Genomic DNA, 19,596 nt, shown 5'->3' on the forward strand with positions numbered 1-19,596 from the left:
GATTCTGAAGGGGTGTTGCAACACCCAAAAGGTTTTGCCCTTTGTCCCAGACTTCGTCGTACTGCTGGAGTGCTTTGTCACGCACCCCCTTGACCCCGAGGATGTCGTACGCGGAGTCATAGTTACGAAGATGCCCCTTACTCATCGACTGTGACCCATTCGACTCGGATCAGCTTCTGTTCGATCAGCTCGGCGGCGGAAGCAAGAATCTTCCGGGCTACGACTTCCTGTGACTGTCCCGAATCAGCGGCGACCCGCTGCACGGTGCTGGGGATGTCGCCCGACCCGAGGTCCGCCCAAAGGGCCTGCGCGAGTTCTGGCGAGATGAAGTTTTCGGGCGCACCGTCGGGCGAGCTCGAAATGCCCACATAGCGATCGGTGCCCGCGCCCTCCTCTACTGCGAAGCACTCTGGCGCCACGCGCAACTCTGCCAGGCTCTCCGCGGCGGAGAGCGGGCTCGTTGTGTCGACTCGCGCGAAGATGCCTCGCTCGACGAAGACCTCGAGCAAGTCCGCTGGGGCCTCAGCCCAAGCAAGCCAGTCACGGGCCTCGCTAAGCGCTCGTGGAACGGCGAAGAACTCCAAGAGGGGAACGAGGTGTTCCTGGACGGGATGCGTCATGCCCTGGCCGACGAGCACGTGGTGCTTGCTCCCATTGACTGGAAGCTCGGTTGTCAGTAGCGAGCCGATGAGCATGTAGACCGGCTCGCCAGCGTCGATCAGCCACGCTGCGTGGGCGTCGTCGTGCGGCCCCTTGTCCTCTACCGTCATTAGACGCCTGCCTCGATACCGCGAGCCTGGATGTCATGGATCAGGGCGCCTGCTTCGTAGGAGATGCGGTCGGCGTTGTTGATGTCGGAGTAGTTGGGTGCGTCGCCGGCGGTGAGGAGGCCGAAGGCCATGGCAATGCGGTGAATGATGTTGGCGATGCCGGCGAGGGGACCGAAGACGGCGAAGAGGCCGAGGGTGATGAGTGACTTCGGGATGAGGTCGTTCTCGAGCTGTGCGGAGACGGCGGTTTCCTTCTCGGGTCCGAACACGCTGATGCTGCTGGTGGTGGATCGGAACACAAGGGCGTTGATGACGCCGACGATGAGGGCTCCGAAGGCGAGGATGCCGGTGAGGACTGCGAAGGGGCCTGCATCGTCTACAGAGGCGAGGATGCCGGTGATGATGATGAGGAACAGGAAGTTCGCGATGGAGCCGAACAGGGCGGCTGCGCCGAGGCCGCTGAGCCCCTTGTGGCGGCCGACGCTGAGACCCTTGATGGTGTCGATGTGGTACTCGTTCGTGAACGCCGAGGTGGAGACGATCGTCTTCGCCTCTGCGGAGTAGACGAGGCGGCTGTCGGTGACGAAGAGGTAGCTCGCGAGCTGGCCGAGAGGGCGACGGATGCGAGCGACTGGGTACATCGCAAGCACCTTCTCGTCGCGGAGGAGCCGGAACGGGTACTGAGTCTCCGGCTGCGCCTGCGCCTGCAGCTGCGAAGCGGGAACGGTCGTCTGGCCGCCGGGGCTGGTGGGGGCTGCGGTGGCCGTGTTTGCGTCGAACATGTGTCATTGCTCCTTGCTGTTGGTCTGGGTGGTCGGCGTGGCGGAGTTCGCCCAGTCGATGAGCGGGGTGCCACGTCGGGCTGCTGGTGGTTCGCCGACGAGGTTCAGCAGGCTCGGCCGGTGGGCGACCGCAGCCGTGCTCGGAAGGTTGAGGAGTCCCGGGTTCTGGCTGCTGTTGCTTGGAATTTCCGGTAGAGCGAGCACACCTGCAGTCGTTCGGCTGGTTCGTTCGGACGGCAGGTTGAGGACGCTGCCCCGGTCGATGGCACCGCTGTAGCTGCTTGCGTCGGGATGTGCGACGCCCTCGTCGATGCGCGCTTGCGCGTCCGCCCAGCTGGCGCGGGCCGCGTCTCGTCGACTAGTCGCCCACGCTGCGACCCCCTTCCGCCGGCGCACGAGGATGACGATGCCGAAGGTGAGCGCTGCGGCGAGGATGCCGGCGGTGATGAGGCCGGGGATGGTTGGGCTGCTGGTGCGGACGTGCACGTAGTGGGCGTTCTTGGGTGCTGTGACGGCCTGTCCGGTGACGCTGGTGCTGGTGCTGTCGTCCGGGTTCTCCGTCTGCTTCATCCAGGTGCCGAAGGGCAGGTGAACGGCGACGTGGACGCCGTCGGTGACGGGGTGCCCTTCGACGAGCCGGTCGGTTCCGGGGTCGATGTCGTATTCGCCGTGGCGGAGGAAGAAGCTGCTGTCTGTGGGGACGATGGTGAATGCCGACTGGTCGTTCCACTTGGCGTAGTTGGCGCGGAATGTGTCGACGTTGTCCCCGGTGATGGTGACTGTGTAGGTCGTCTCGTTCTTGCCCTTGCTGGTGGTGAACGCGCCGGCGTTCTTGCTGGGCTTGTACCGCTGCACGAACCCATTGCCGACGGCTTCCACACTGCTGTTGGGGACGACGAGGGTTGTCACGTTGGTGACTCCGCCGTTGAAGTTCACGGTGGTGTCGCTGGTGACGGAGGTCATCTTCGGGGAGTACTTGAATCCGACGGGCCCGCCTTGGTCCCCTTCGAGGTCCATGGTCTGCGGGTCGTAGCCCTTACCGGCGGTGACGTGATCGGTGATGATGCCGGACGCGGTGTCGGAGCAGACCGCGTCGCAGGATGCAACGTCGTTGAGCCAGAGGACGCGTTGGGACGGGTCGCCGTTCATCGGGGCGAAGTCGATGGTGAACGTCGCGTCTGCACCGCCGAGGGCGGTGCTGGTGTCTTTCTGGATGGCGGTGGCGTCACCGGTGAAGGTCATCGTCCATGTGCCGGGTTCTGTTGCTACGACGCTGGCGCCCTTCGGGGTGGCATCGTCGAGGAACTTCTCGAGCCGCTCCTTGTCGGTGTCGTACCGGGACGGGTCGATGGCGTAGGTGATGGTGCGACTGATGTGGTCCTGGTCGGTGACCTTGGTGGCCATGGTGACGTTGTCGAAGCCGTGGTTCTGCTCGGCGGTGTAGTCGAGTTGACCGCCCATGTTGTTGATGTGCTCGCCGCCGTAGTCGAGGTACGTCATGCCGTCCTCGTACATGTCGCTGGTGCCTTCGTCGCTGGTGACGACGCCGTCGGCGACGAGGCCGGTGAACATCCAGTTGAGGAGGTCGCCGCTGCTGAATGACTCCTGCAGGGTGATGCCTTGCACCAGGGTGGAGTCGCTGACGGTGAACTCGGGTGCGTCGACGCCGGAGGCGGTGTCGGAGAGGAGCGCCGTGACCTTCTGCTTGTAGTCCTCAGTGGAGGAGAACGTGAGCGTGAACGTGGCTGAGAGGCCGCCGTCGTCTGTGGGGCTGATGCCGGAGTAGGTGAGCTCTGCTGGCAGGTGGTTGCGGATGGAGGTGTCCACCGCGGTGTCGCCGCCTTCGAGTTTCTCCGTGTCTTCGGCGGAGAGGGTGGCGGTCATCACGCGGCTGCCGGATCCGTCGGTTTCGACGGTCATGGTCGTGTCGATCACGGCACCACAGGCAGTGAGAAGCAGTGTGACCACGGCAGCGACTGCTACGGCGAGGGTTGCCCTGGTCTTGGTGGTTCTGCGGGTCACGCAGCGGCCTTTCGTCACGGGTGGTTTCTGCACGCCGCGTGGCGTCACCGTGACGTAGACATGCGTCGAACGTGCTGGTGGCGGTCTACTGCGGCGTGGTGTTCGCCGTGACTCCCCAAGGACTGGTCCTTGCCGCGCGCGGCCAGTTGGCTGCGCACCCCCTGCGACGTTCCTGAGCATAGGGAACTGACTGTGGCTCGTCTTGCCCCTCAAGTGGGGTGACGAGGTTCCGCATGTCGGACGCTCAGAACCGGTATTCCCGGGGCAGTGGAGTCACTGCTCAGAAGAGGTATGCGCGGACGAACGGCGATTCTGGTGACGCTTGTCAGTTCGCGCGGTTCGAATGTCGCGCTTGCGGTCCGCTGCAGGGCGTTGATGAGCAGGAGCGCTTCGTCGACGAGCATTGCCGCGGCATGCGGTTCCTCAGGGCGTTGGAAGACAGGGCACTGGTCCCGATGCGGCAACCGCTCCCCAGTGCACGCTCTTGCGCCGCCCCCTACTCCCCGCGGTAATGCTTCCGGGCTGCTTCGAGGGCGTCGGTGTCGTAGACGACGGCGCCGTTGGAGCCGCGCAGTTCTGCGCCGGCGTCGGGGTACTCGATGGTGCGGGCGCCTTCGATGGCGTCGGTGTACTTGGTGGCGGTCTGCGCCTTCTCGTACGCCTCAGCTGTCTGCACGTTGCCGGCGTCCTGGAGAAGCCCGGAAACTCCGAGGTTCGCTTGGCCCCATGCGAGCTTGTGGACGACGTCGGCGACGGAAGCGACGGCATTGGTGTCGACGGTTCGTGCGGCATGGCGGATCTCCGCGGCCATGTCTTCGAGGTCGGTGGCGATCTTCTCGATGCGGTCGCGGACCATCTTCTTGTACATCTCTGACGCCGAGTTCGGGACCGATGATGGGGTGAGGGTGACTTCGTCGGCGGTGTGCTGCTTCTCGGTGAACTTGCCGTCGCGGGCGTGCAGGTTGCCGCGGGTGTCTGGGGTGGCCATGCCGGGCATGTGCGCGGCGGCGGCCGCAGTGTCGGTTAGTCGGCTGCGGTGATGTAGAGGATGCTGAACCCGTCGGGGACGCTGCTGCGGAAGGCGTTCATTGCTGCGGCGTAGTTTGCGCCGGACGCCTCGTGGTCGCGGGTGTCGCGGGAGCGGGCGGTGGCACGGATGGTGATGTCGCCGGACGCTTTCGCGGTGACGGTGTTCGCCTGCAGCAGTTCGTTCGTGGTGAGGTCGAGGCCGGCGAGTGCTTCCGCGCGGGCAGTCTGCGGGTCGTCTGCGTGCCCTTCCGCGGTTTGGGTAGCGGTGGAGCGGATGCGGCCTCGGACGGTGGTCATCTGTCGATTGTCGCAGCGGCTACTGACGATGTTGTGCTCGAGCGGTGGTGCGGGACGACGTCGAGCGTCCGGTCGTTCCGCCGCTGTCTCCTGCCCTCCCCCTCGGGCGCTGATTCCTCCACCGTCGCGGTCAGGCGCCGGTGGCGTCCTTCTTGTCGGCGAGGTTGCGGAAGGTTGCAGCGTCGGAGCGGAGGCGCTTCTGGTAGGTGGACTCGTACCCTTCGGCGGCGGTCAGCCCGAGGTGCGCGTACCGCTGGTCGATGTCGTTCCACTCGGTGTCGGCGAGGTCCGCGATGGCGCGGAGGTCATCAGCGGTCAGAGCGTTCGCCTCCCACCGTGTCAGCAGTTCCCGGCTGAGGCGGGACAGGTACGTGTGCTCAGACGGGGTGGCCGGCGCGGTCTTCGCGAAGCTCGCCCGGATCTGCTCGTCCACCGTGGTCGATTCGACGTAGTGGATGGTCATGCCATCGGTCATGGGGTGCCCGCCTTCTGCTTGTGTTCGTCGGCGCGGTCGATGAGCCACAGCGCCAGCGGTTGGTTCTTCCCGGTGGGGTCGTCGATGTCGACGCTGACGCCGGTGTCGCCGTGCCAGAGGACGATGTCGCGGTGGTGGATCTGCCGGCCGAGGGTGTCGAGCGCCTCGTACGCACCGTGTGCGCGTTCGCGGGCGAGGACGTCGCCGGCGGGTTCGAGGGCAGCCTTCACGGCGTCCGCGTCGATGAGTTGTGGGAACGGGTTCCCGTTGTGGTCACGCACGAGTGACTGTGCGAACGTTCGCTCGCCGGGGAGCAGTGCCTGTACGGCGACGACGACCTGTTCGAGCTCGGCGATGCGCTTGTCCTTCTCGTCGGCGAGGCGGGCAGCGCGTTCCCAGCCGGCTCGGAACGCGAATCTGGTGCTCTCGTCACCGATGCCGCCTCGGTCGAAGTCGGCGTAGGCGGCGTCGCGGGCGCCGATGTCGTCACTGACTTTCCGCCGTAGCGTCATGCTGCGACCTGCTTGGTGGTGCGCTTGGCGGGGAGGAACGACTCAGCGAGGCGGAGGACGACACCTTCGGGGTCGACGGTGTCTCGGCCGATGCGGTTGCCCCAGTAGTCGAGCTGGTCGGCGGTGTGGGTGAACTGCGCTTCGAGGTAGGCGAGGAGGAACGTGTTCCCGCCGGTGGCGGCGAGAAGCGCGGCGATGTCCTTCGGCATGTCGGCGACCTTGGTGGTGGACCCGTCGGGGTGCACTTGGCGGAGGGTGTCACCGTCGCGCTTCAGGGTGGGGTTGCCGGCTGCGGCGCTGAGGGCGTGCACCTTCTCGGCCGCCTTCCGGTACGTCGCGGGGTTGCGTTCCATCAGTCGTTGTCCTTCACGGTGGGGTGGTCACGTTCGTAGAGCATCTTCGCCGTTGCGTGGATGGCGAGGATGTAGTTGCCGCCTTCGACACGGAGGATCTGCTTCTTCCGTCGGCGGCCGCGAGGGGTGGTGACGCGGACGCGGCGTTGGACGTCCTTCCAGATCCGTCGGTTCAGCCGGCGGGAGTGGTTGTCGTACTCGGGGTTTCCGGTCTTCGTGTTGAACCCGGGCCAGCGTGGATGTGCCATCAGGCGGCCTGCGCTTTCTCAGCGGTGACGTGTCGGATCGCGTCGGGGGCGAATAGCCAGCCACGGTCGGGGCGGCCGGAGAACTTCTTGTCGATGAGGACGATCACCCACAGGCGGCTGCTGTGTTCGACGCCGATGACGATGCCGGTGCGGCCTTCCAGTTCGGTGACTGCTGGCAGGCCAGGCAGCACCTCCACCTGGTCGTTCAGGTGGAACTCGTTGTCGCTCATCGCGCCGATCCGGTCGTTGCTCATCGGAGGTTCTATGCGCGGTGTCGAGTTGTCGATGCGGCGTCCGTGCGCTCGGTGCGGAGCGGTTGTGCTCCACCGTCCCGTTTTGTTGCTCGGGCGTCGATGACAGCAGTGTCTGCCGGTGCGTAGCGGCGGGCGATTCCGAGCAGCCATTCGGCGCCGATGCTGCTGCCGGTGTGCACGCGGACGGTGTCTGGCCAGGCGTCGTGTTCGGCCATCCACCGCATGACGGGGCGGAACTCCTGCCCGTCGGTGCTGATGATGTCGTGGTCGAAGGAGACGATTTCGATGTGCCGGTTCGCGGTGAGCGCTTCCTCAAGTTCTGTGATGCCGGCCGCTGCGTCCCGAGCCCAGGCGTTGTAGCCGTCCGGGATGGGGCGGTCGTCGTCGAGCCAGAGACGCAGCGGCGTGGGCATCAGCGGTCGTCCGACGTCGGGTCGGTGACGATGAGGTCGCTGGTCGGCACGTAGCCGTGGGTGGTGTCGGTCAGGTGGACGCCGCCGCCGTTGTCCCATGGGACGGGCTGCCGGATGGGATCCTTCGTCACGTCGTGCTGGTGGCGGGTCTGCACGGTGAGCCCTGCCGGGTACGCGAGGTCCTTCGTGTTGACGGCGCGGAGCTCTCCGTCGTCGAGGCGGACGGTGGTGACGTCGTGGTGGGAGCGGACGACGTCGGCGGTGCCGTCCCAGTCGCCGGGCACGTGCACGACGGGTGCGCCGGCGGCGAAGATGCGCTTGCCGATGATGCGGGGCCGGTGCCCGGCGTAGGAGAGATGTCCGGTCGGCAGCTGGTCGATGACACCGCCACGGTCGAACTGGGTCATGTGTGGCCACCCGGGCTGTTGCGTCTCTCGGCGCGGGATGATGGCGAGCAGGTCGAAGAACCTGGTGCTGTGCAGCGGGGTGCCCTCCGGGTACGCGACCTTCTCGTACGGGGCGTCGTAGATGCGTCCGGTGGTGTCGTCGCAGATGGTGAGGGTGTCGGTGGCGTAGTTGTCGTGGACGACGGTGCCGAGCCGGCCGCCGATGAAGTCGGTCAGCGGGTTGGTGTCCGAGTCGAGGTCTGCGAGGAGGACGACGGGGTCGCCGACGGTGAATGTGGTCATGCGGTGGCTCCTTCGAGGGCGGGGTGGGCTGCGCGGACGGTCGGGTGGAGGCGGTAGCCGGCGGTGAGGATGCGGTGGACGGTGTCGTTGCGGTCGTTGGCGGTGCGGAACGTGCGGATGAACTCGTCGCCGACGCGGACGGTGGTGGCGTCGTAGCCGATGGCGACTTCGAGAGCCTTCCGCTCGAGCGGGTCGTGGTCGCCGGCGAACGGGGTGCGTCGGAAACCGGCGTCGGTGATGCGAGTGATGAGCTCCTCACGGTCCTCGATGGTGCGGATGCCGCTGTGGACGTCGGGGCGACCGGCGATGCTGACGGGGATGGGGAGCGTGCCGATGACGACGGTGAGGATCTTCCGGTCCTCCTCCGACATCGGTTCGAGGCCGTGGCGGGTGACGGCCCTGGTGCGGCAGCCGCAGGGCAGGCGGACGTCGGGAGTGAGGTTCTTCCGGGTGCAGAACGTGTCATGCACGGCGGGGAGCATGTCCTCGACGCGGAGCGGGGTGAGGACGTTGCTGGTGACGCGAACACCGAACCAGCCGTTCTCGTTCTGGTCCTGCTCGATGGTCAGGTCGCCGGTGAGCAAGCTGCCCGGCTTCGCGTCGGTGCCGGCGTACCAGACGGTACGTCCGACGGGTGAGGTGCGGGTGCGGGTGAACGGCATGACCGGGGTGCTCCTTCGTGGAGGGTGCGGGTGGTGCTGCTGCTATCCGCGGACCACGTCAGATGGTGGTGGTGCCGCGGTGGTCAGCGATGAGCCGGCTGATACCACCAGGGGTGCCGAGCGCTTCCTCCACGTCGGTGAGGAAGTCGCCGCTGTTCTCGAGCTGGCCGATGAGAGCGGCGACGGCACTGGGCCCCTTCTCGACGGCGCGGCGGAGCTCGTCGAGGTCCACGAGGGCGTGCTGGCCGGCTGCCGGGGACCGGTCTACGACGGTTGGACGACCGGTGATCGTGAGCACTTCCGCATTGGGGCGCTGCGACGCGGCGTGCCGGGCGGTGTCTTCGTCGGACCAGGTGATGCTGCCGCCGGGATTGCGGACACCCCACACGGTCGCTTCCGACTCCACCTGGAGGGAAGAAAGCATGAACGTGGGGATCCAAGCACGACCAACGCCACTCACGGCGGCGCGAGTCATCAACTCCGTGGGCGCGGGCTCCACCTCACGCACAACCGTCACCAACCGTCCGAGCGGGTCGATGAGTTTCATGCCGGGGGCGAAGTCCAGAGCATACGGATGCAGGGACGCGTCGTGACCGCCGATGGTGATGTGGACGGTGTCCGCGGTCGTGGTTTCAACCTGCCGAGGTTCGGCGCCGAAGAGCACTCCCCCATCGGCAGTGGCGTTCGGGTGTCGGTGGACGACGAGGTCACCGGGACGGAACGTGTGCCTGATGGTGAAGGTCATGCCGACGTCTATGCGGTGACGGGCGCGGCAGGCGTCATGGGTCAGGTGGGAAGTTCCGCACGGGACGCCTGATGATGTAGTTCCTGCCGGCCGTTGCGGTGATGACGTCAGGCAGCCGGTCGAGGTAGGCGCCGTCGTAGATGAGGGGCTGCAGTCCGCTGACAGGCGCTCCGTCGCGGTACTGGCGCAGACTGACTGCGACCGACTCGATGGTCGGTGTGGCCGGGTCGATGAAGCCGAGGATGCGGGTTCCGTGTTTCGGTGTGTCGGCTCGTCGGAACTGCACGCTTCGCATGGTGATGAACCCGTCGCGGTCGAGCTGCAGGAACGCTGATCGCGGCCGGCCGTCTGGTTTGCGGAACAGCAAGACCGTCAACCCGGTCGGTTCCTCGAACTGCGGTGCAGCGGCGAGGATGTCGTCGAGGTTGACGGTCTCCTGGAGTTCGGCGCGCATGACGGGGTCTATGCCCGTCCGTGCGGGTTAGTACGTGGACTCGGACTCTCGGTAGATGTAGACGCGACGCAGCGGCGCCCACCCGTAGGTGGCATGCAGCAGCGTCACCGACCAGGAGTAGGACCCGCCGTCATCGTCGTAGGCGGCGAGCTCGTCGGCGTTCGCGTTGAAGTCGGGTTCGGTGAACGTGACCGGGCCGATGAGCAGGGACGGGATGACGTGCAGGCGGTTCCACTTCGACCGAGCCCACATCGTGCCCTTGCCGGCGTCGTTCGTCGCCGCGTCGGTGGTCAGGGCGCGCAGTGCGCGGAGTCGCTCCTTGTAGCCGCGGAGGAACGCCAGCATCTTCCACCGGCGAACTCGCCACTTCGGGGTGACGGGCGGTTCGCCTTCGAAGTCCCAACCGAACATCGGTTCCCACATCGCCAGCGGTACGGCGTCTCCCCAGTCCTCGCGAAGCGCTTGCAGTGAGTGGTGCGGCGCCGGCGCGACGGCGGTCATGCTGCACGCCTGACGACGTACGTCTCCGGCATCGACGGTTCGGTGATCTGGAACCCTCGTCCCTGCCACCATTCGTCGTGGCGTTCGACGAAGCGGCGGCCGTCGACGTCGGCCATGATGCCGCCGTAGCGGCCCATGCGGGTGCCGACAATCACTTCGATGCCGCGGCGGAGCAGCACCGGCCAGGAGCCGGAGACTTCGCCGTCGTCGTTGACGTGCACCGATGCGGCTCCGGGCCCGTAGACGACGACGGCGTTGGAGTCGTCGGGGGCCGGCGCCGCGGCGATGAACTCGAACTTGGCCGTCCAGTAGCTTCCCCACACCTCTCCGGTCGCCGGGCCCTTGCCGGTGAGAGCAGCCCAACGGATGGACGACGATGCGTGGGACGGGTCGGCATCGGGAGCGGGAACCTCGGTGATGAGGACGAGACGGTCGCTGCGCTTGTTCCGCCACGTCTGCCCGACCGCGGCGGCGGGTGGGGTGACGCGTACGGTCGTCTTCTCTCGAATGTCGAACCGGTCGAGGAGCGCCGCAGCGGTGGCGGTGTCGCCCTCGAGCGTGTCGGTCAGGACGTCGGTGATGTCGGTCATCGGATTTTCTCCTGCTGTCGAGCGAGGTCGCGGGGCTGCGGCCACCAGTTCATGCACGGGCAGCCGTGGGCTTGCGGGTAGGTGCCGTCTGCGGTGTGCGGGGAGGTGCGTGTGCAGCGGCAGACGTGGCCGGCTCCGATGGCGGTGCCGAAGGTTGCGCCGCACGGCGTTGTGGAAGCAGTCATGCCGCCCCTATGCCGTGTCCTCGCCGTAGGTCTCGATGCGGGTGGTGCGGGTTGCCAGCGGCAGGTACGGGTCACTCGGGTGCTGCCGTGCCCACCGCTGCCGGAACTGCATCGCTACCTGCTCGTGCGGGACGGGCACCCACGTGTTGTGTTCCGGGTGCTTCACGAACCACTCCGTCTTCGTGTCGCCGTCGCGGAGCGCCTCCCCGTTGTACGGGGCGTTGAAGTACTCCCAGAAGGGGTGCAGGCCGTACTCGGCGGGGTCCTGTTCGTACTGCTCCTCCGGGTTGAACCGGGGCCAGCCGTGCTTCTCCGTCCAGGTGAGCACTGGGCTTCGGGTCCAACCCCACGTCCACGGCTGCGGGTCGAGGTTCGCCGACGCGTCAGCCATCGAAGCGCTCCGTCGGCTCGTTCTTGCGCAGCTGCTCCTCGGTGACGCCGCGGACGCCCTGCCACTGGAAGTACGTCGCCGGGGACCAGGCGCTGCCGTCGGGGTTTCGCTCCGACCGGACGGACACCACCGTCGCCTGGTCGTGGGTCTTCTCCGCCCAGTCGGCGGCGGCCCGCTCGGCGAGTTCGAGCGCGCTGTCGTTGCCGAAGCCGTCCTTGACCTTGCCGATGGGAACGCCGGGGAACACCCAGTACTCGTGGATCATCCCGTCGAACGCGTCGGCCCGGTACTCGTCGAGGGCGTTCAGCACGCTCTGGCGGGCGCTCTCGTCGGTGATCTTGTCTGCAGCGGTGAGGACGCCGGCGAAGTAGCGGTTCTGCTGCGCGGCCGCCTTCCGGAGTTCGTCCTGCTGCTTGTCATCGTCGGTGGCCGCGGTCGGCTCCTTCGCGGCGAGGGCTGCGAGGGAGTGCACTTCGATGACGGCGAGGGCTTCGTCTCGCGTCTTCGGGGTGGTGCCGGCTGGGGTGTCGAGCTGGTCGAGGTCGCGGGTCTTGGCGTTCCAAACCCAGACACGCACGTCGAGCCCGGTGTCGAAGTCGTCGTCAAGGCGGTAGACGTCACCGGACGGTCCGATGATGGTGTCACCTGTCCAGGAGGTGAGCTCGGTGTTGATCATGGTCGGCACGGGGTTCCTCAGCAGTTCTGGTCGATGGTGGTCGCGGCTCGCTCGAGCACGCTGATGGTGGCGCGGTACACGTCGGCGTTGATGCCGTCCGGCCAGTGGGTGAGGGCGGTGCGGTACCACGCGGCCTGCGTCCGGAGCTCGTCCCCCGTCACGGCGGCGAGGGCGGGCTGACGCTGCTGCCGGCGCTGCTCGAACTTCCGGGCGGCGGTCTTCGACGCACGGATGGTGCCGTCGAACTCGTCCGGGTCGCTCACGGGCACGATGTACCGCGTTCCGTCGCCATCCACCCAGGTCGGGTAGTACGTGCCGTAGGAGGCGCCGGTGCCGGTCTGGATGAAGTAGCGGATGCCGGACCTGCCGACGCCGTAGCGGCCCTCCTCGCCGGACCAGTCGATGAACTTGTTCTTCATGTGGCTGCTCCTGAGGTGGCGATCGGGGGGGGGGTGCTTCCTCTATGCGCGGAAGCGGCCACGTCCCGGTGTCGGGGCGTGGCCGCTTCGTTGTCGGCGGTGTCGCTCAGCGGCAGGTGCTGGATCCGTGGCCGGCGGACCAGAACATCCACCACGGCACGGTCGAGCCGTACTGGTGGTAGTTGTTCGTCGTCCCGCCGTACTGCTGCGGGTTCTGCGGCGTGTACTGGTTCGGGTTCGTGCGCTGCTGCGGCGTCGTCTGCTTCGGCGTCGTCGTGCCCTGCTTGTTGAGGTTGAGGGGCTTCTTCGGCGTCGTCTGCTTCGGGGTCGTGCTCTTCGGCGTGGTGCTCTTCGGCTGGACCGGCTTCGGCGCCTGCTTCGGCTGCGCGGGCTTCGGAGCGACCTTCGGTGCCGGCTTCGGCTGCGCGGGCTTGGGCGCCGGCTTCGGTGCCGTGTAGGACTTCGACCCGCCGAACCCGCCGGAACGGCTCCCACCGAACGAGCTGTGCGACCCGCTGTACGAGTGGAACCCGCTCGTGGAGTGGAACGACGAGAACCCGGCGAGGTTGACGGAGCCGGTGTCGGTGGCTGCCGCCTTCGGCTTCGTGGTGTGCGTCGGCGGGCAGGCGGAGGTGGTGTTGTCGCCGCAGCCGGTGAGGGCGAGGGCTGCGACGGTCGCGATGGTGGCCGCAGCAGCGGCGAGGCGGAGACGCATTGTCAGTGTCCTTGAACGAGGTGAGGCGGCAGACCGGAAGTGGTCTGCCGCCTCACCTATGCGCGGTAGTTGCTGCCGGCGGTTAGAGCCCTGCTTCGGCTCGGAACCGGTTGTGGACCGTCACGAGCTGGTCGTGCAGCTTCGGGTCCTCGATACCGGCGATGACCTCGTGGAGGTCCCCCAGCGCGGTGACGTCGGACTCGGGGACGCCGTTCGCGCGGCCGATGATGCCACCGAGGAACTGGTGCAGGGCGACGATGTCCGCCATGCCGATGGAGACCTCACTCTCCTGCGCACCCCACTCGAAGGAGCGGACCATGACGCGGGTGCCCTGCTCCGGCCCCCAGGTCGTCTCGAACTCCTCAGCGGCGAGCATGAACTTCTCCGGGGTGGAGACGAACGCCGCGTCGTTGTCAACGAAGGTGCGGACGGCGTGGTCGGCTTCGGCGATCTGTGCTGCGTGGTTGAAGGCCATCGGATGCTCCTGGGGTGTGTCGGTCGGTTGGTCTGCTGTTCCTATGCGCGGATCAGCTCAGTCCTCCGTGGAGATGACCTGGAACTGCACGACGACGGTGCGTAGCGCGACGCGGAGGTTCGGCTGGTCGCTGGTGAACTGGGCGACGAAGTCTCTGGCGACGCTCTCTGACGGGCACGGCACCCACTCGTCCGGCTGCCAGGGCTGCTCAGCCCACCAGGAGACCTCGGACCCGTTCCGGAGCCGCTGCGTGGTCGGTCGCTGTGTCGGATCGAAGTGCACCCAGTCGGCGGCGAGGTCGTACTGCACTGGGTCGGACTCGTAGCCCCGACGGGGACGGAACCGGGTCCACCCGTGCATGCCGTCATACGCAAGGCGGTCGGTGTGCGATTCGCGACCACGGAGCATCCATGCCCACGGTTCCGGGTCGAGCGGCAGCGGCTTGGTCGCGACGGGCGCTTCCACGCTCATGCCTTCTCCGCCTTCGTCGTCAGGTCTACGAGACGCTGCCGGGCGAGGACGATCTGGTCGTTGTCGATGAGGTCGATGATGTGGCGGAGCCGGCCGGTGTCCACGGTGCGGAGTCGTTCCGGGTACATGCCGCGGTCGGGGTTCTTCTGCTCGGCGAGGACCCACAACTTGCCGAGGAACGACGGGTTCTCGTCCCACTGGCCGGCGTGGATCTCGTACGCGTAGTAGCCGCCGGACCTCCACTCGCGTGCGAAGCGGAAGGAGAACATGCTGCCCTCGATGGCGCTGATGACGCTCTCGCAGCCGGACCAGCCGCCGGTGACGAACGACACCCGCTTCATCCCGCGGTTCCACCGGTCGTTGAGGTCCTCGACCTGCACGCCGGCGCCGTTGACGAACAGGGACTCGGCGTACGCGACGTACTCCGCCGGGGTGCCAGTGAACCGTCGAAGGTGCTCGAGCGCTTCCTCCGTCGGGTAGCCGTTCGAGTCCACCAGCTCCCCCGGCTCCACCGTCGCAGGTTCATCAGGAAGGTCAGCGGTTGCCGCAGCGAGGTCGTCCCAGGCGGCGTCGAGTCGGGCGGATTCCGCGGTGACGTACTCGACGGCGCGGTGATACTCGGCGAGCGCGACGGCGGGCACCTCGGTGAACGCTCGTGCCGGGTGCAGGTCACCCTGGTCCCAAAGCTGCGACCAGTACGCCTCGGTGGCTTCGGACACGGCAGATGCGGTGTACAGGGGCACGAAGTACGGGTCGCGTGCCTTCACGATCTGGTGCGGCTTGAGGGCGCCGTCGAGGGTGAGGTGCACGGCGAAGGTGCTGCGGTCCTGTCGGGGTGGCTCCTCTCCCCGGATGATCGCCGCTTCCATCGGTGCTTGCACCCTGTCGAGGTGCGCGCGGAGTGCACGCTTCACCGGCTTCCGGGCGGCCTTCATCGCTGCCCGGTTCGCCTCGTTCGGCTGCTCGTACCAGGCGTGCGCAGCGCGGAGAGCAGCGGTGCGGTCGGCGTCCTGGTCGAGGACGAACGCGGCGTGCACGGCGACTGTGACGCAGACACGCACCTCCTGCTCGTCGGTCAGGTCCGGTCGGGCTGTCCCGGCGAAGGATTCGGCGACGTCGCGGAAGTTCCGCTCGGACAGATCGCCCTCGTCCACATGCTGCGTGAGCTTTCGGAGGAGGTGGTTGAACAGCGGGGCGATGTCGTCCCGGTCGTTCCACTCAAAGGCCACGGTGCGGTCCCTTCTCGGTGAGGAGTGCGCGGCCGGTATCGGTGAGGCGGACGGGGGTCCGCTTCTCGATGCGGCTGTCGCCACTGGCTGCGTCGCGGTCGCGCGTGATGAGGTTGGCGTTCTCGAGCTCGGCGAATGTCGGGTAGAGCGGCATCCGCTTCTCGATGTGCTGCTTGCGCCAATCCTGGTTGTACGTGCCGAACCCGTCGATGTAGATGGTGTCGGTGCCGACGAGGTGCAGCGCCTTGTGCTGCGCCTTCGTCAACGTCTTCGCCAGGTCGGGCTTGGCCGCAGCGGTGAGGGTGGCGTGGCCTCGCGGGGTGAGGTCGATGACCCAGCCGCCGTACTGGTGGGTGCGGTTCGACGTGACGACGAGCCCGGCCGTGTAGAGCGCTTCGAGGGTGCGGTCCTGCGGGCCGCGGCGACCGCCGGTAGGGACGCAGTGGAAGGACGGCTTGTCGCCGTAGCCGACCTTCTCCGCCACCTGTCCTTCGTTGACGAGCTCGAGCGCCTTCCGCTGACCTTCGGTGACCGTCACTGCCTCAGCGATGTCCGCCACGGGCGACGGCTCGCGTTCGAAGCGGTCCGGCAGCGGTGCCGGCGGGAGCGTGTACGAGGCACGGTTTACCGGCTTGCCGTCACCATCGGTGCGGTCCGCCATGGTGAACTGCAGGCCGAGACCGGCGCGAACGCCCTGCTCGAAGAAGTACCGCTCGTTGTGCTCCTTGTAGAACGGACGGCCCGTCTCGTTCTGGATGCGGGTGGTCAGCGCCTCGAACAGGTCGTCGAGGTTGAAGTCGTCGATGGTGGTCATGCTTCTTCTCCGGTTCAGGCAGCGACGAGCAGCCGGTGGGCCGTGTTTCGGGCGACCCGGCCTGCGGTGGTGAGGTGCAGGGCAAGGTTCCCGACCGCCCACGGGTCGTTGAACGCGATGAGCCCGTCGAGGAGCAGCAGGTCGAAGTCGGCCTGCGCCGGTGCGGGTGTCGTGGACGGCAACGCCCGGGTGAGCCGGTACGACTCCTCGGCCGTGCTGTAGACGACGCCGTTGTGAGCGACCAGTTCGAGGGCAGCCGCGGTGCCGGCCTGCGGCGACGCGGGCGGGGTGACGGAGGGGAGGGGCACGGCGGTCCTTTCGTTGAACGCGGTCCCCTCCCCTATGCGCGGATGGTTACGCAGCGGTGAGCGCCGGCCGGTCGTCCTCGCCGTTGGCGTACCAGAAGTCGCCGTACTTCTCTGCGGCGTCGGACTCGAGGTAGCAGCCGTGCGACTCGTACCCGTTGTCCTCTGACCCGGTGCCGTGCAACTCAGCGCAGGTGGTGCAGACGGACCCTTGCGGGTTTTTCATGCAGACGCCGGCGTCGTGGTAGCCGTCCCACTCGTCCTGAGCAGCACGCCATGCCTTGTAGATGGGGTTGCTGTCGCGTGCGGCGATGGCCGCGTCGTACGCCGCCTGGTCGATGATGATGAAGTCGCGGGCGTCGCGGTCCCAGGGGCGGAGCTTGTTGACGGCGTCTTCGAACGATTCGATGAGGTCCCCGTCGTACCGCTCGTCGTCTTCTGGGTTCGGGTGGCCGCAGTCGTCGAGGAAGTCGAACAGCTCGATGGTGGGGTGTGCGCGCTTCGACCACCGTTCCGCATTCGCCTTGGTGGCGCGGCGGATCTCCCATTCGAGGAGTGCGTCCTTGCGCAGCGCCGGGTCGATGAGGGGGCCCTGTACAGGGCGCTTCGGCGCCGGGTACATGTTGGGTGCGCCGTTGCGGAACACTGCCTCGAAGTAGTACTCGCCTAGCAGGTGCACCCGCTCGCCGGCGAACTTCGTCGGCTCCCGGTCTCGGCCGAACATCACGCGCTCCGACGGGTGACCTGCGCCCGCGGCGTTGCCGGGTACAGGGCGTTGAGGAACCGGCGCCACCCGTCGAGGATGGCCTGCTGCTCTGCGGTCATGCGGCGTACTCCTTGCCGTGGCGCGCGAGGAAGTCGTGGAAGACGCGGTCTTCTTCCATGTGGCAGCGGACGTCCTGCATCGCACGGTGCGTCTTGTCGTTGTTCACCGGGGTGAGGTCGAAGCCGTTCGCGCGACGGAACGCACGACGGAGGATGCCGACGTCGTTCGGGTAGTACGCCAGGAGGACGGCGACGTCGCGGAGCTGCTCCTTGATCCACCGGAAGTCGAACGTGGCGACACCGGAGCCGGAGATGACGACGCTGTCGCCGGGGTTCGCATGCCCGCAGATGAGGGCGAGGAGCTGCTGCTCGAACTCGTCGCGGGTGATGAGGGTGTCCGCCATGAGGCCCTGTTCGATGTCGTCGAACAGCCCGTTCTCCTTCGCCATCTGCTTCGCGAAGTCGTCCCAGATGGGCTCGCCGTCCTCGTCGAAGTACTCGGGTCGGATGAGGGTGTCGATGGCGCCGAGTTCAGTGAAGTCGGATCGGGTGAGGACGATGCCCGCTTCGATGAGGGATCGGGTCTTCTCGTCGAGGCCTGTCGTCTCGAAGTCGGTGTACAGCAGCAGCTCGGTCATGGCGGGTCTATGCAGCGTCGTCCGGGTCAGCCGGGACGGGTCTACTTCGACACCTCCACGGCCTTGACGATGTTGGGGAACAGTCCGAGCCCGAGGGCGTTGAAGTTCCGCCCGTACGTGGTGAAGCGGTACGTGCGGCCTTCCGCGATGGAGTCGTACAGCCACTGCGGGGCGAGCTCCCCGTGGAGGAAGGAGTGGGCAACCTCGAGCGTTCCGCAGTCCTCGGTGTCGATGTGACGCGTGACTGAGCCCTTCTTGCCGTACCAGAGGTGCTTCTTCGTCACCGTGCATGCGTGGCCGGGAGAGGACGCGACGGTCGAGTTCGCGGTGGTCATACCGATGAGGCCGACGATGACGATTGCGCCGACAGTGATGCTGAGTCGGGAGGTGCGGCCGGACGGCATGACGAGTTCCTTCGGGTGAGAGGGACGCCCTGAGTGGGCGGCTTCCCCTCCCCTATGCGCGGAGAGACGTCGACGCTGCGTGTTGTTGAGTCAGAGTGCTTTGCAGACGGACGCGGCGAGGATGATGATGTTGACCTTCGCGTCTGGGTCATCACCGTAGTAGTTGACGTAGAACGTCGGGCCTGTGCGTCCGCCGGAGAAGCTCACTTGCGTCCAGGTGTTCAGGCCACGGTTGTCGCCGCCGCGTTTGACGTCGTACTTCGACCAGGCTCGTTCGGCGTTGTCGAGCACTGCTCGTGGTGTGATCTTCGACGTGCTGAGAAGCGTGACGTCGTTCCGCTGGCCGGCGACGCTGCTGCTGAACCCGAGGAGGCCGGTGTTGTCGCAGACGGACGTGTGGTGGAGGGTGCGGTACGGGGCGGTCAGGGACGTGCCCTGCGGCTCGTCGTAGTCCCTCCAACGCGGCAGCCCGCCGTTGGCCTCGATGAACGCGTTGAGGGCGGTGACGGTGCGCATGTCTTGCTTCGCAGCTTCGTCAGCAGATGCGACGTATGGCCGGTGGTCCTGGTATGCGCGGACGACGAACAGCATCACGAGCGCGACCGCGACGACGACGAGGAGGCTCACCAGCCACCGTTTCCGTCGGCGGTCCCGCTCCTCAGCGAAGGAGTTCGACATGCTGCTCGGTCACCTCCCGGGGAAGTCGCGGCAGACGGATGCGGCGAGGATGAGCATGTAGACCTTCGCGTCAGGGTCATCGCCGTAGTAGCTGACGTAGAACGTGGGCCCGGTGCGGCCGCCGTCGTAGGTGACCTGTGTCCACGAGCTTTGACCGCGGTCGTCGCCGCGCCGTTCGATGCCGTACTTGGCCCACACCCGGTCAGCGTTCTCGAGCACTTCACGAGGGGTGACCTTCGAGGTGCTGTTGAGGTTCACCTCCTGCCGTTCGCCGACGTCAGCGGTGGTGAATCCGGCGATGTCGCGGTTGGAGCAGACGGAGTACCCGGTGAGGTCGTGGAACGGCTCCGGCCGAGACTTACCCTCGTCGTAGTGGTCCTTCCACTGCGACAGCCCGCCGTTGGCTTCCATGAACGCGTTCACCGCTGCGATGGTGCGGTCGTCCTGCTGCACCGCTTCACCTCGCGAGGCGACGTACGGCCGGTCTCCCTGGCAGGCGCGGAAGACGAGAGCGATGACGATGAAGATGACCGCCACGAGGATGAATCGCCCGATGTTGCGGCGGCGTCGTGCACCGCGGCCCTCGACAGTGTTCTCCGACATGATGCTTCCCCCTCGATCCAGCATGCCAGAGG

At 66.9% G+C, this 19,596-nt stretch carries 31 protein-coding genes; all 31 read right to left on the bottom strand.

Annotated elements, in window-relative coordinates; all coding sequences use genetic code 11:
- Positions 1-137 precede the first annotated feature (137 nt).
- The 31 genes from DEJ19_RS21150 to DEJ19_RS21300 all read right to left on the bottom strand — a co-directional run bounded on the left by DEJ19_RS21150 (position 138) and on the right by DEJ19_RS21300 (position 19,564).
- Positions 138-770 (bottom strand): hypothetical protein, encoded by a 633-nt coding sequence (locus DEJ19_RS21150; RefSeq protein WP_111231810.1) that lies wholly within the window; start codon positions 768-770, stop codon positions 138-140.
- Positions 770-1,552, bottom strand: a complete 783-nt coding sequence (locus DEJ19_RS21155) for a hypothetical protein (RefSeq protein ID WP_111231809.1) — start codon at positions 1,550-1,552, stop codon at positions 770-772. The genes DEJ19_RS21150 and DEJ19_RS21155 overlap by 1 nt, the downstream gene beginning before the upstream one ends.
- Positions 1,553-1,555: 3 nt before the next feature.
- Entirely contained in the window at positions 1,556-3,472 is a 1,917-nt protein-coding gene (locus tag DEJ19_RS21160) for a hypothetical protein (protein ID WP_146250393.1), read from the bottom strand.
- A gap of 598 nt (positions 3,473-4,070) precedes the next feature.
- A complete protein-coding gene (locus tag DEJ19_RS21165; RefSeq protein ID WP_146250391.1) occupies positions 4,071-4,562 on the bottom strand; it encodes a hypothetical protein in 492 nt (163 codons plus the stop codon).
- Positions 4,563-4,597: 35 nt separating this feature from the next.
- On the bottom strand, positions 4,598-4,900 hold the full coding sequence (locus DEJ19_RS21170; RefSeq protein ID WP_111231806.1) for a hypothetical protein: 303 nt from the start codon (positions 4,898-4,900) through the stop codon (positions 4,598-4,600).
- Between the two features lie 130 nt (positions 4,901-5,030).
- Positions 5,031-5,375, bottom strand: coding sequence for a hypothetical protein (locus DEJ19_RS21175; protein WP_146250389.1), 345 nt, complete (start codon positions 5,373-5,375; stop codon positions 5,031-5,033).
- Positions 5,372-5,887, bottom strand: coding sequence for a hypothetical protein (locus DEJ19_RS21180; RefSeq protein WP_111231804.1), 516 nt, complete (start codon positions 5,885-5,887; stop codon positions 5,372-5,374). Before DEJ19_RS21180 ends, DEJ19_RS21175 begins: the two co-directional genes overlap by 4 nt.
- Complete coding sequence (locus DEJ19_RS21185; protein ID WP_111231803.1) at positions 5,884-6,240, bottom strand: hypothetical protein; 357 nt, start codon at positions 6,238-6,240, stop codon at positions 5,884-5,886. Before DEJ19_RS21185 ends, DEJ19_RS21180 begins: the two co-directional genes overlap by 4 nt.
- Positions 6,240-6,488, bottom strand: coding sequence for a hypothetical protein (locus tag DEJ19_RS21190; protein ID WP_111231802.1), 249 nt, complete (start codon positions 6,486-6,488; stop codon positions 6,240-6,242). The genes DEJ19_RS21185 and DEJ19_RS21190 overlap by 1 nt, the downstream gene beginning before the upstream one ends.
- The gene (locus DEJ19_RS21195) at positions 6,488-6,742 is read right to left on the bottom strand and encodes a hypothetical protein (RefSeq protein WP_111231801.1); all 255 of its coding nucleotides are present in this window, start codon (positions 6,740-6,742) and stop codon (positions 6,488-6,490) included. The genes DEJ19_RS21190 and DEJ19_RS21195 overlap by 1 nt, the downstream gene beginning before the upstream one ends.
- Before the next feature lie 8 nt (positions 6,743-6,750).
- Positions 6,751-7,155: a cyclic-phosphate processing receiver domain-containing protein gene (locus tag DEJ19_RS21200; RefSeq protein ID WP_181441401.1), complete on the bottom strand. Its 405-nt coding sequence runs from the start codon at positions 7,153-7,155 to the stop codon at positions 6,751-6,753.
- Positions 7,155-7,844, bottom strand: a complete 690-nt coding sequence (locus tag DEJ19_RS21205) for a hypothetical protein (protein ID WP_111231800.1) — start codon at positions 7,842-7,844, stop codon at positions 7,155-7,157. The genes DEJ19_RS21200 and DEJ19_RS21205 overlap by 1 nt, the downstream gene beginning before the upstream one ends.
- On the bottom strand, positions 7,841-8,506 hold the full coding sequence (locus DEJ19_RS21210; protein ID WP_111231799.1) for a hypothetical protein: 666 nt from the start codon (positions 8,504-8,506) through the stop codon (positions 7,841-7,843). Before DEJ19_RS21210 ends, DEJ19_RS21205 begins: the two co-directional genes overlap by 4 nt.
- Before the next feature lie 58 nt (positions 8,507-8,564).
- On the bottom strand, positions 8,565-9,170 hold the full coding sequence (locus DEJ19_RS21215; protein ID WP_146250387.1) for a hypothetical protein: 606 nt from the start codon (positions 9,168-9,170) through the stop codon (positions 8,565-8,567).
- Positions 9,171-9,285: 115 nt separating this feature from the next.
- The gene (locus DEJ19_RS21220) at positions 9,286-9,705 is read right to left on the bottom strand and encodes a hypothetical protein (RefSeq protein WP_111231797.1); all 420 of its coding nucleotides are present in this window, start codon (positions 9,703-9,705) and stop codon (positions 9,286-9,288) included.
- 27 nt (positions 9,706-9,732) lie between these two features.
- Positions 9,733-10,206 (bottom strand): hypothetical protein, encoded by a 474-nt coding sequence (locus DEJ19_RS21225; RefSeq protein ID WP_111231796.1) that lies wholly within the window; start codon positions 10,204-10,206, stop codon positions 9,733-9,735.
- The gene (locus DEJ19_RS21230) at positions 10,203-10,796 is read right to left on the bottom strand and encodes a hypothetical protein (protein WP_111231795.1); all 594 of its coding nucleotides are present in this window, start codon (positions 10,794-10,796) and stop codon (positions 10,203-10,205) included. The genes DEJ19_RS21225 and DEJ19_RS21230 overlap by 4 nt, the downstream gene beginning before the upstream one ends.
- Positions 10,797-10,988: 192 nt before the next feature.
- Positions 10,989-11,372, bottom strand: coding sequence for a hypothetical protein (locus DEJ19_RS21235; RefSeq protein WP_111231794.1), 384 nt, complete (start codon positions 11,370-11,372; stop codon positions 10,989-10,991).
- Positions 11,365-12,057 carry a hypothetical protein gene (locus DEJ19_RS21240; protein ID WP_111231793.1) on the bottom strand — a complete coding sequence of 231 codons (693 nt, stop codon included), beginning with the start codon at positions 12,055-12,057 and terminating at the stop codon, positions 11,365-11,367. Before DEJ19_RS21240 ends, DEJ19_RS21235 begins: the two co-directional genes overlap by 8 nt.
- Positions 12,058-12,065: 8 nt before the next feature.
- A complete protein-coding gene (locus tag DEJ19_RS21245; RefSeq protein ID WP_111231792.1) occupies positions 12,066-12,467 on the bottom strand; it encodes a hypothetical protein in 402 nt (133 codons plus the stop codon).
- Between the two features lie 106 nt (positions 12,468-12,573).
- Positions 12,574-13,182 (bottom strand): hypothetical protein, encoded by a 609-nt coding sequence (locus DEJ19_RS21250; RefSeq protein ID WP_111231791.1) that lies wholly within the window; start codon positions 13,180-13,182, stop codon positions 12,574-12,576.
- An 82-nt stretch (positions 13,183-13,264) separates the two neighbouring features.
- A complete protein-coding gene (locus DEJ19_RS21255; protein ID WP_111231790.1) occupies positions 13,265-13,657 on the bottom strand; it encodes a hypothetical protein in 393 nt (130 codons plus the stop codon).
- 57 nt (positions 13,658-13,714) lie between these two features.
- Complete coding sequence (locus DEJ19_RS21260; protein ID WP_146250385.1) at positions 13,715-14,128, bottom strand: hypothetical protein; 414 nt, start codon at positions 14,126-14,128, stop codon at positions 13,715-13,717.
- The gene (locus DEJ19_RS21265; protein ID WP_111231788.1) at positions 14,125-15,357 is read right to left on the bottom strand and encodes a hypothetical protein; all 1,233 of its coding nucleotides are present in this window, start codon (positions 15,355-15,357) and stop codon (positions 14,125-14,127) included. The genes DEJ19_RS21260 and DEJ19_RS21265 overlap by 4 nt, the downstream gene beginning before the upstream one ends.
- Complete coding sequence (locus DEJ19_RS21270; protein ID WP_111231787.1) at positions 15,347-16,171, bottom strand: hypothetical protein; 825 nt, start codon at positions 16,169-16,171, stop codon at positions 15,347-15,349. The genes DEJ19_RS21265 and DEJ19_RS21270 overlap by 11 nt, the downstream gene beginning before the upstream one ends.
- A gap of 14 nt (positions 16,172-16,185) precedes the next feature.
- A complete protein-coding gene (locus DEJ19_RS21275; protein WP_111231786.1) occupies positions 16,186-16,479 on the bottom strand; it encodes a hypothetical protein in 294 nt (97 codons plus the stop codon).
- A gap of 46 nt (positions 16,480-16,525) precedes the next feature.
- On the bottom strand, positions 16,526-17,200 hold the full coding sequence (locus DEJ19_RS21280) for a hypothetical protein (protein ID WP_111231785.1): 675 nt from the start codon (positions 17,198-17,200) through the stop codon (positions 16,526-16,528).
- A gap of 97 nt (positions 17,201-17,297) precedes the next feature.
- Complete coding sequence (locus DEJ19_RS21285) at positions 17,298-17,879, bottom strand: 3'-5' exonuclease family protein (RefSeq protein ID WP_111231784.1); 582 nt, start codon at positions 17,877-17,879, stop codon at positions 17,298-17,300.
- A 41-nt stretch (positions 17,880-17,920) separates the two neighbouring features.
- Positions 17,921-18,283 (bottom strand): hypothetical protein, encoded by a 363-nt coding sequence (locus DEJ19_RS21290; RefSeq protein ID WP_111231783.1) that lies wholly within the window; start codon positions 18,281-18,283, stop codon positions 17,921-17,923.
- Between the two features lie 90 nt (positions 18,284-18,373).
- Entirely contained in the window at positions 18,374-18,910 is a 537-nt protein-coding gene (locus tag DEJ19_RS21295; RefSeq protein WP_181441400.1) for a hypothetical protein, read from the bottom strand.
- Positions 18,911-18,970: 60 nt separating this feature from the next.
- Positions 18,971-19,564, bottom strand: coding sequence for a hypothetical protein (locus DEJ19_RS21300; protein ID WP_111231781.1), 594 nt, complete (start codon positions 19,562-19,564; stop codon positions 18,971-18,973).
- Between the last annotated feature and the right edge of the window lie 32 nt (positions 19,565-19,596).

Origin of the sequence: Curtobacterium sp. MCSS17_016 (assembly GCF_003234255.2) — a bacterium.
GTDB lineage: Bacteria > Actinomycetota > Actinomycetes > Actinomycetales > Microbacteriaceae > Curtobacterium > Curtobacterium flaccumfaciens.

Bases quoted from the DNA above. Each gene is read 5' to 3' on its own strand.
- DEJ19_RS21150 (WP_111231810.1), bottom strand. From the start codon at position 770: ATGACGGTAGAGGACAAGGGGCCGCACGACGACGCCCACGCAGCGTGG.
- DEJ19_RS21155 (WP_111231809.1), bottom strand. From the start codon at position 1,552: ATGTTCGACGCAAACACGGCCACCGCAGCCCCCACCAGCCCCGGCGGC.
- DEJ19_RS21160 (WP_146250393.1), bottom strand. From the start codon at position 3,472: ATGACCGTCGAAACCGACGGATCCGGCAGCCGCGTGATGACCGCCACC.
- DEJ19_RS21165 (WP_146250391.1), bottom strand. From the start codon at position 4,562: ATGGCCACCCCAGACACCCGCGGCAACCTGCACGCCCGCGACGGCAAG.
- DEJ19_RS21170 (WP_111231806.1), bottom strand. From the start codon at position 4,900: ATGACCACCGTCCGAGGCCGCATCCGCTCCACCGCTACCCAAACCGCG.
- DEJ19_RS21175 (WP_146250389.1), bottom strand. From the start codon at position 5,375: ATGACCGATGGCATGACCATCCACTACGTCGAATCGACCACGGTGGAC.
- DEJ19_RS21180 (WP_111231804.1), bottom strand. From the start codon at position 5,887: ATGACGCTACGGCGGAAAGTCAGTGACGACATCGGCGCCCGCGACGCC.
- DEJ19_RS21185 (WP_111231803.1), bottom strand. From the start codon at position 6,240: ATGGAACGCAACCCCGCGACGTACCGGAAGGCGGCCGAGAAGGTGCAC.
- DEJ19_RS21190 (WP_111231802.1), bottom strand. From the start codon at position 6,488: ATGGCACATCCACGCTGGCCCGGGTTCAACACGAAGACCGGAAACCCC.
- DEJ19_RS21195 (WP_111231801.1), bottom strand. From the start codon at position 6,742: ATGAGCAACGACCGGATCGGCGCGATGAGCGACAACGAGTTCCACCTG.
- DEJ19_RS21200 (WP_181441401.1), bottom strand. From the start codon at position 7,155: ATGCCCACGCCGCTGCGTCTCTGGCTCGACGACGACCGCCCCATCCCG.
- DEJ19_RS21205 (WP_111231800.1), bottom strand. From the start codon at position 7,844: ATGACCACATTCACCGTCGGCGACCCCGTCGTCCTCCTCGCAGACCTC.
- DEJ19_RS21210 (WP_111231799.1), bottom strand. From the start codon at position 8,506: ATGCCGTTCACCCGCACCCGCACCTCACCCGTCGGACGTACCGTCTGG.
- DEJ19_RS21220 (WP_111231797.1), bottom strand. From the start codon at position 9,705: ATGCGCGCCGAACTCCAGGAGACCGTCAACCTCGACGACATCCTCGCC.
- DEJ19_RS21225 (WP_111231796.1), bottom strand. From the start codon at position 10,206: ATGACCGCCGTCGCGCCGGCGCCGCACCACTCACTGCAAGCGCTTCGC.
- DEJ19_RS21230 (WP_111231795.1), bottom strand. From the start codon at position 10,796: ATGACCGACATCACCGACGTCCTGACCGACACGCTCGAGGGCGACACC.
- DEJ19_RS21235 (WP_111231794.1), bottom strand. From the start codon at position 11,372: ATGGCTGACGCGTCGGCGAACCTCGACCCGCAGCCGTGGACGTGGGGT.
- DEJ19_RS21245 (WP_111231792.1), bottom strand. From the start codon at position 12,467: ATGAAGAACAAGTTCATCGACTGGTCCGGCGAGGAGGGCCGCTACGGC.
- DEJ19_RS21250 (WP_111231791.1), bottom strand. From the start codon at position 13,182: ATGCGTCTCCGCCTCGCCGCTGCTGCGGCCACCATCGCGACCGTCGCA.
- DEJ19_RS21255 (WP_111231790.1), bottom strand. From the start codon at position 13,657: ATGGCCTTCAACCACGCAGCACAGATCGCCGAAGCCGACCACGCCGTC.
- DEJ19_RS21260 (WP_146250385.1), bottom strand. From the start codon at position 14,128: ATGAGCGTGGAAGCGCCCGTCGCGACCAAGCCGCTGCCGCTCGACCCG.
- DEJ19_RS21270 (WP_111231787.1), bottom strand. From the start codon at position 16,171: ATGACCACCATCGACGACTTCAACCTCGACGACCTGTTCGAGGCGCTG.
- DEJ19_RS21280 (WP_111231785.1), bottom strand. From the start codon at position 17,200: ATGTTCGGCCGAGACCGGGAGCCGACGAAGTTCGCCGGCGAGCGGGTG.
- DEJ19_RS21285 (WP_111231784.1), bottom strand. From the start codon at position 17,879: ATGACCGAGCTGCTGCTGTACACCGACTTCGAGACGACAGGCCTCGAC.
- DEJ19_RS21290 (WP_111231783.1), bottom strand. From the start codon at position 18,283: ATGCCGTCCGGCCGCACCTCCCGACTCAGCATCACTGTCGGCGCAATC.
- DEJ19_RS21300 (WP_111231781.1), bottom strand. From the start codon at position 19,564: ATGTCGGAGAACACTGTCGAGGGCCGCGGTGCACGACGCCGCCGCAAC.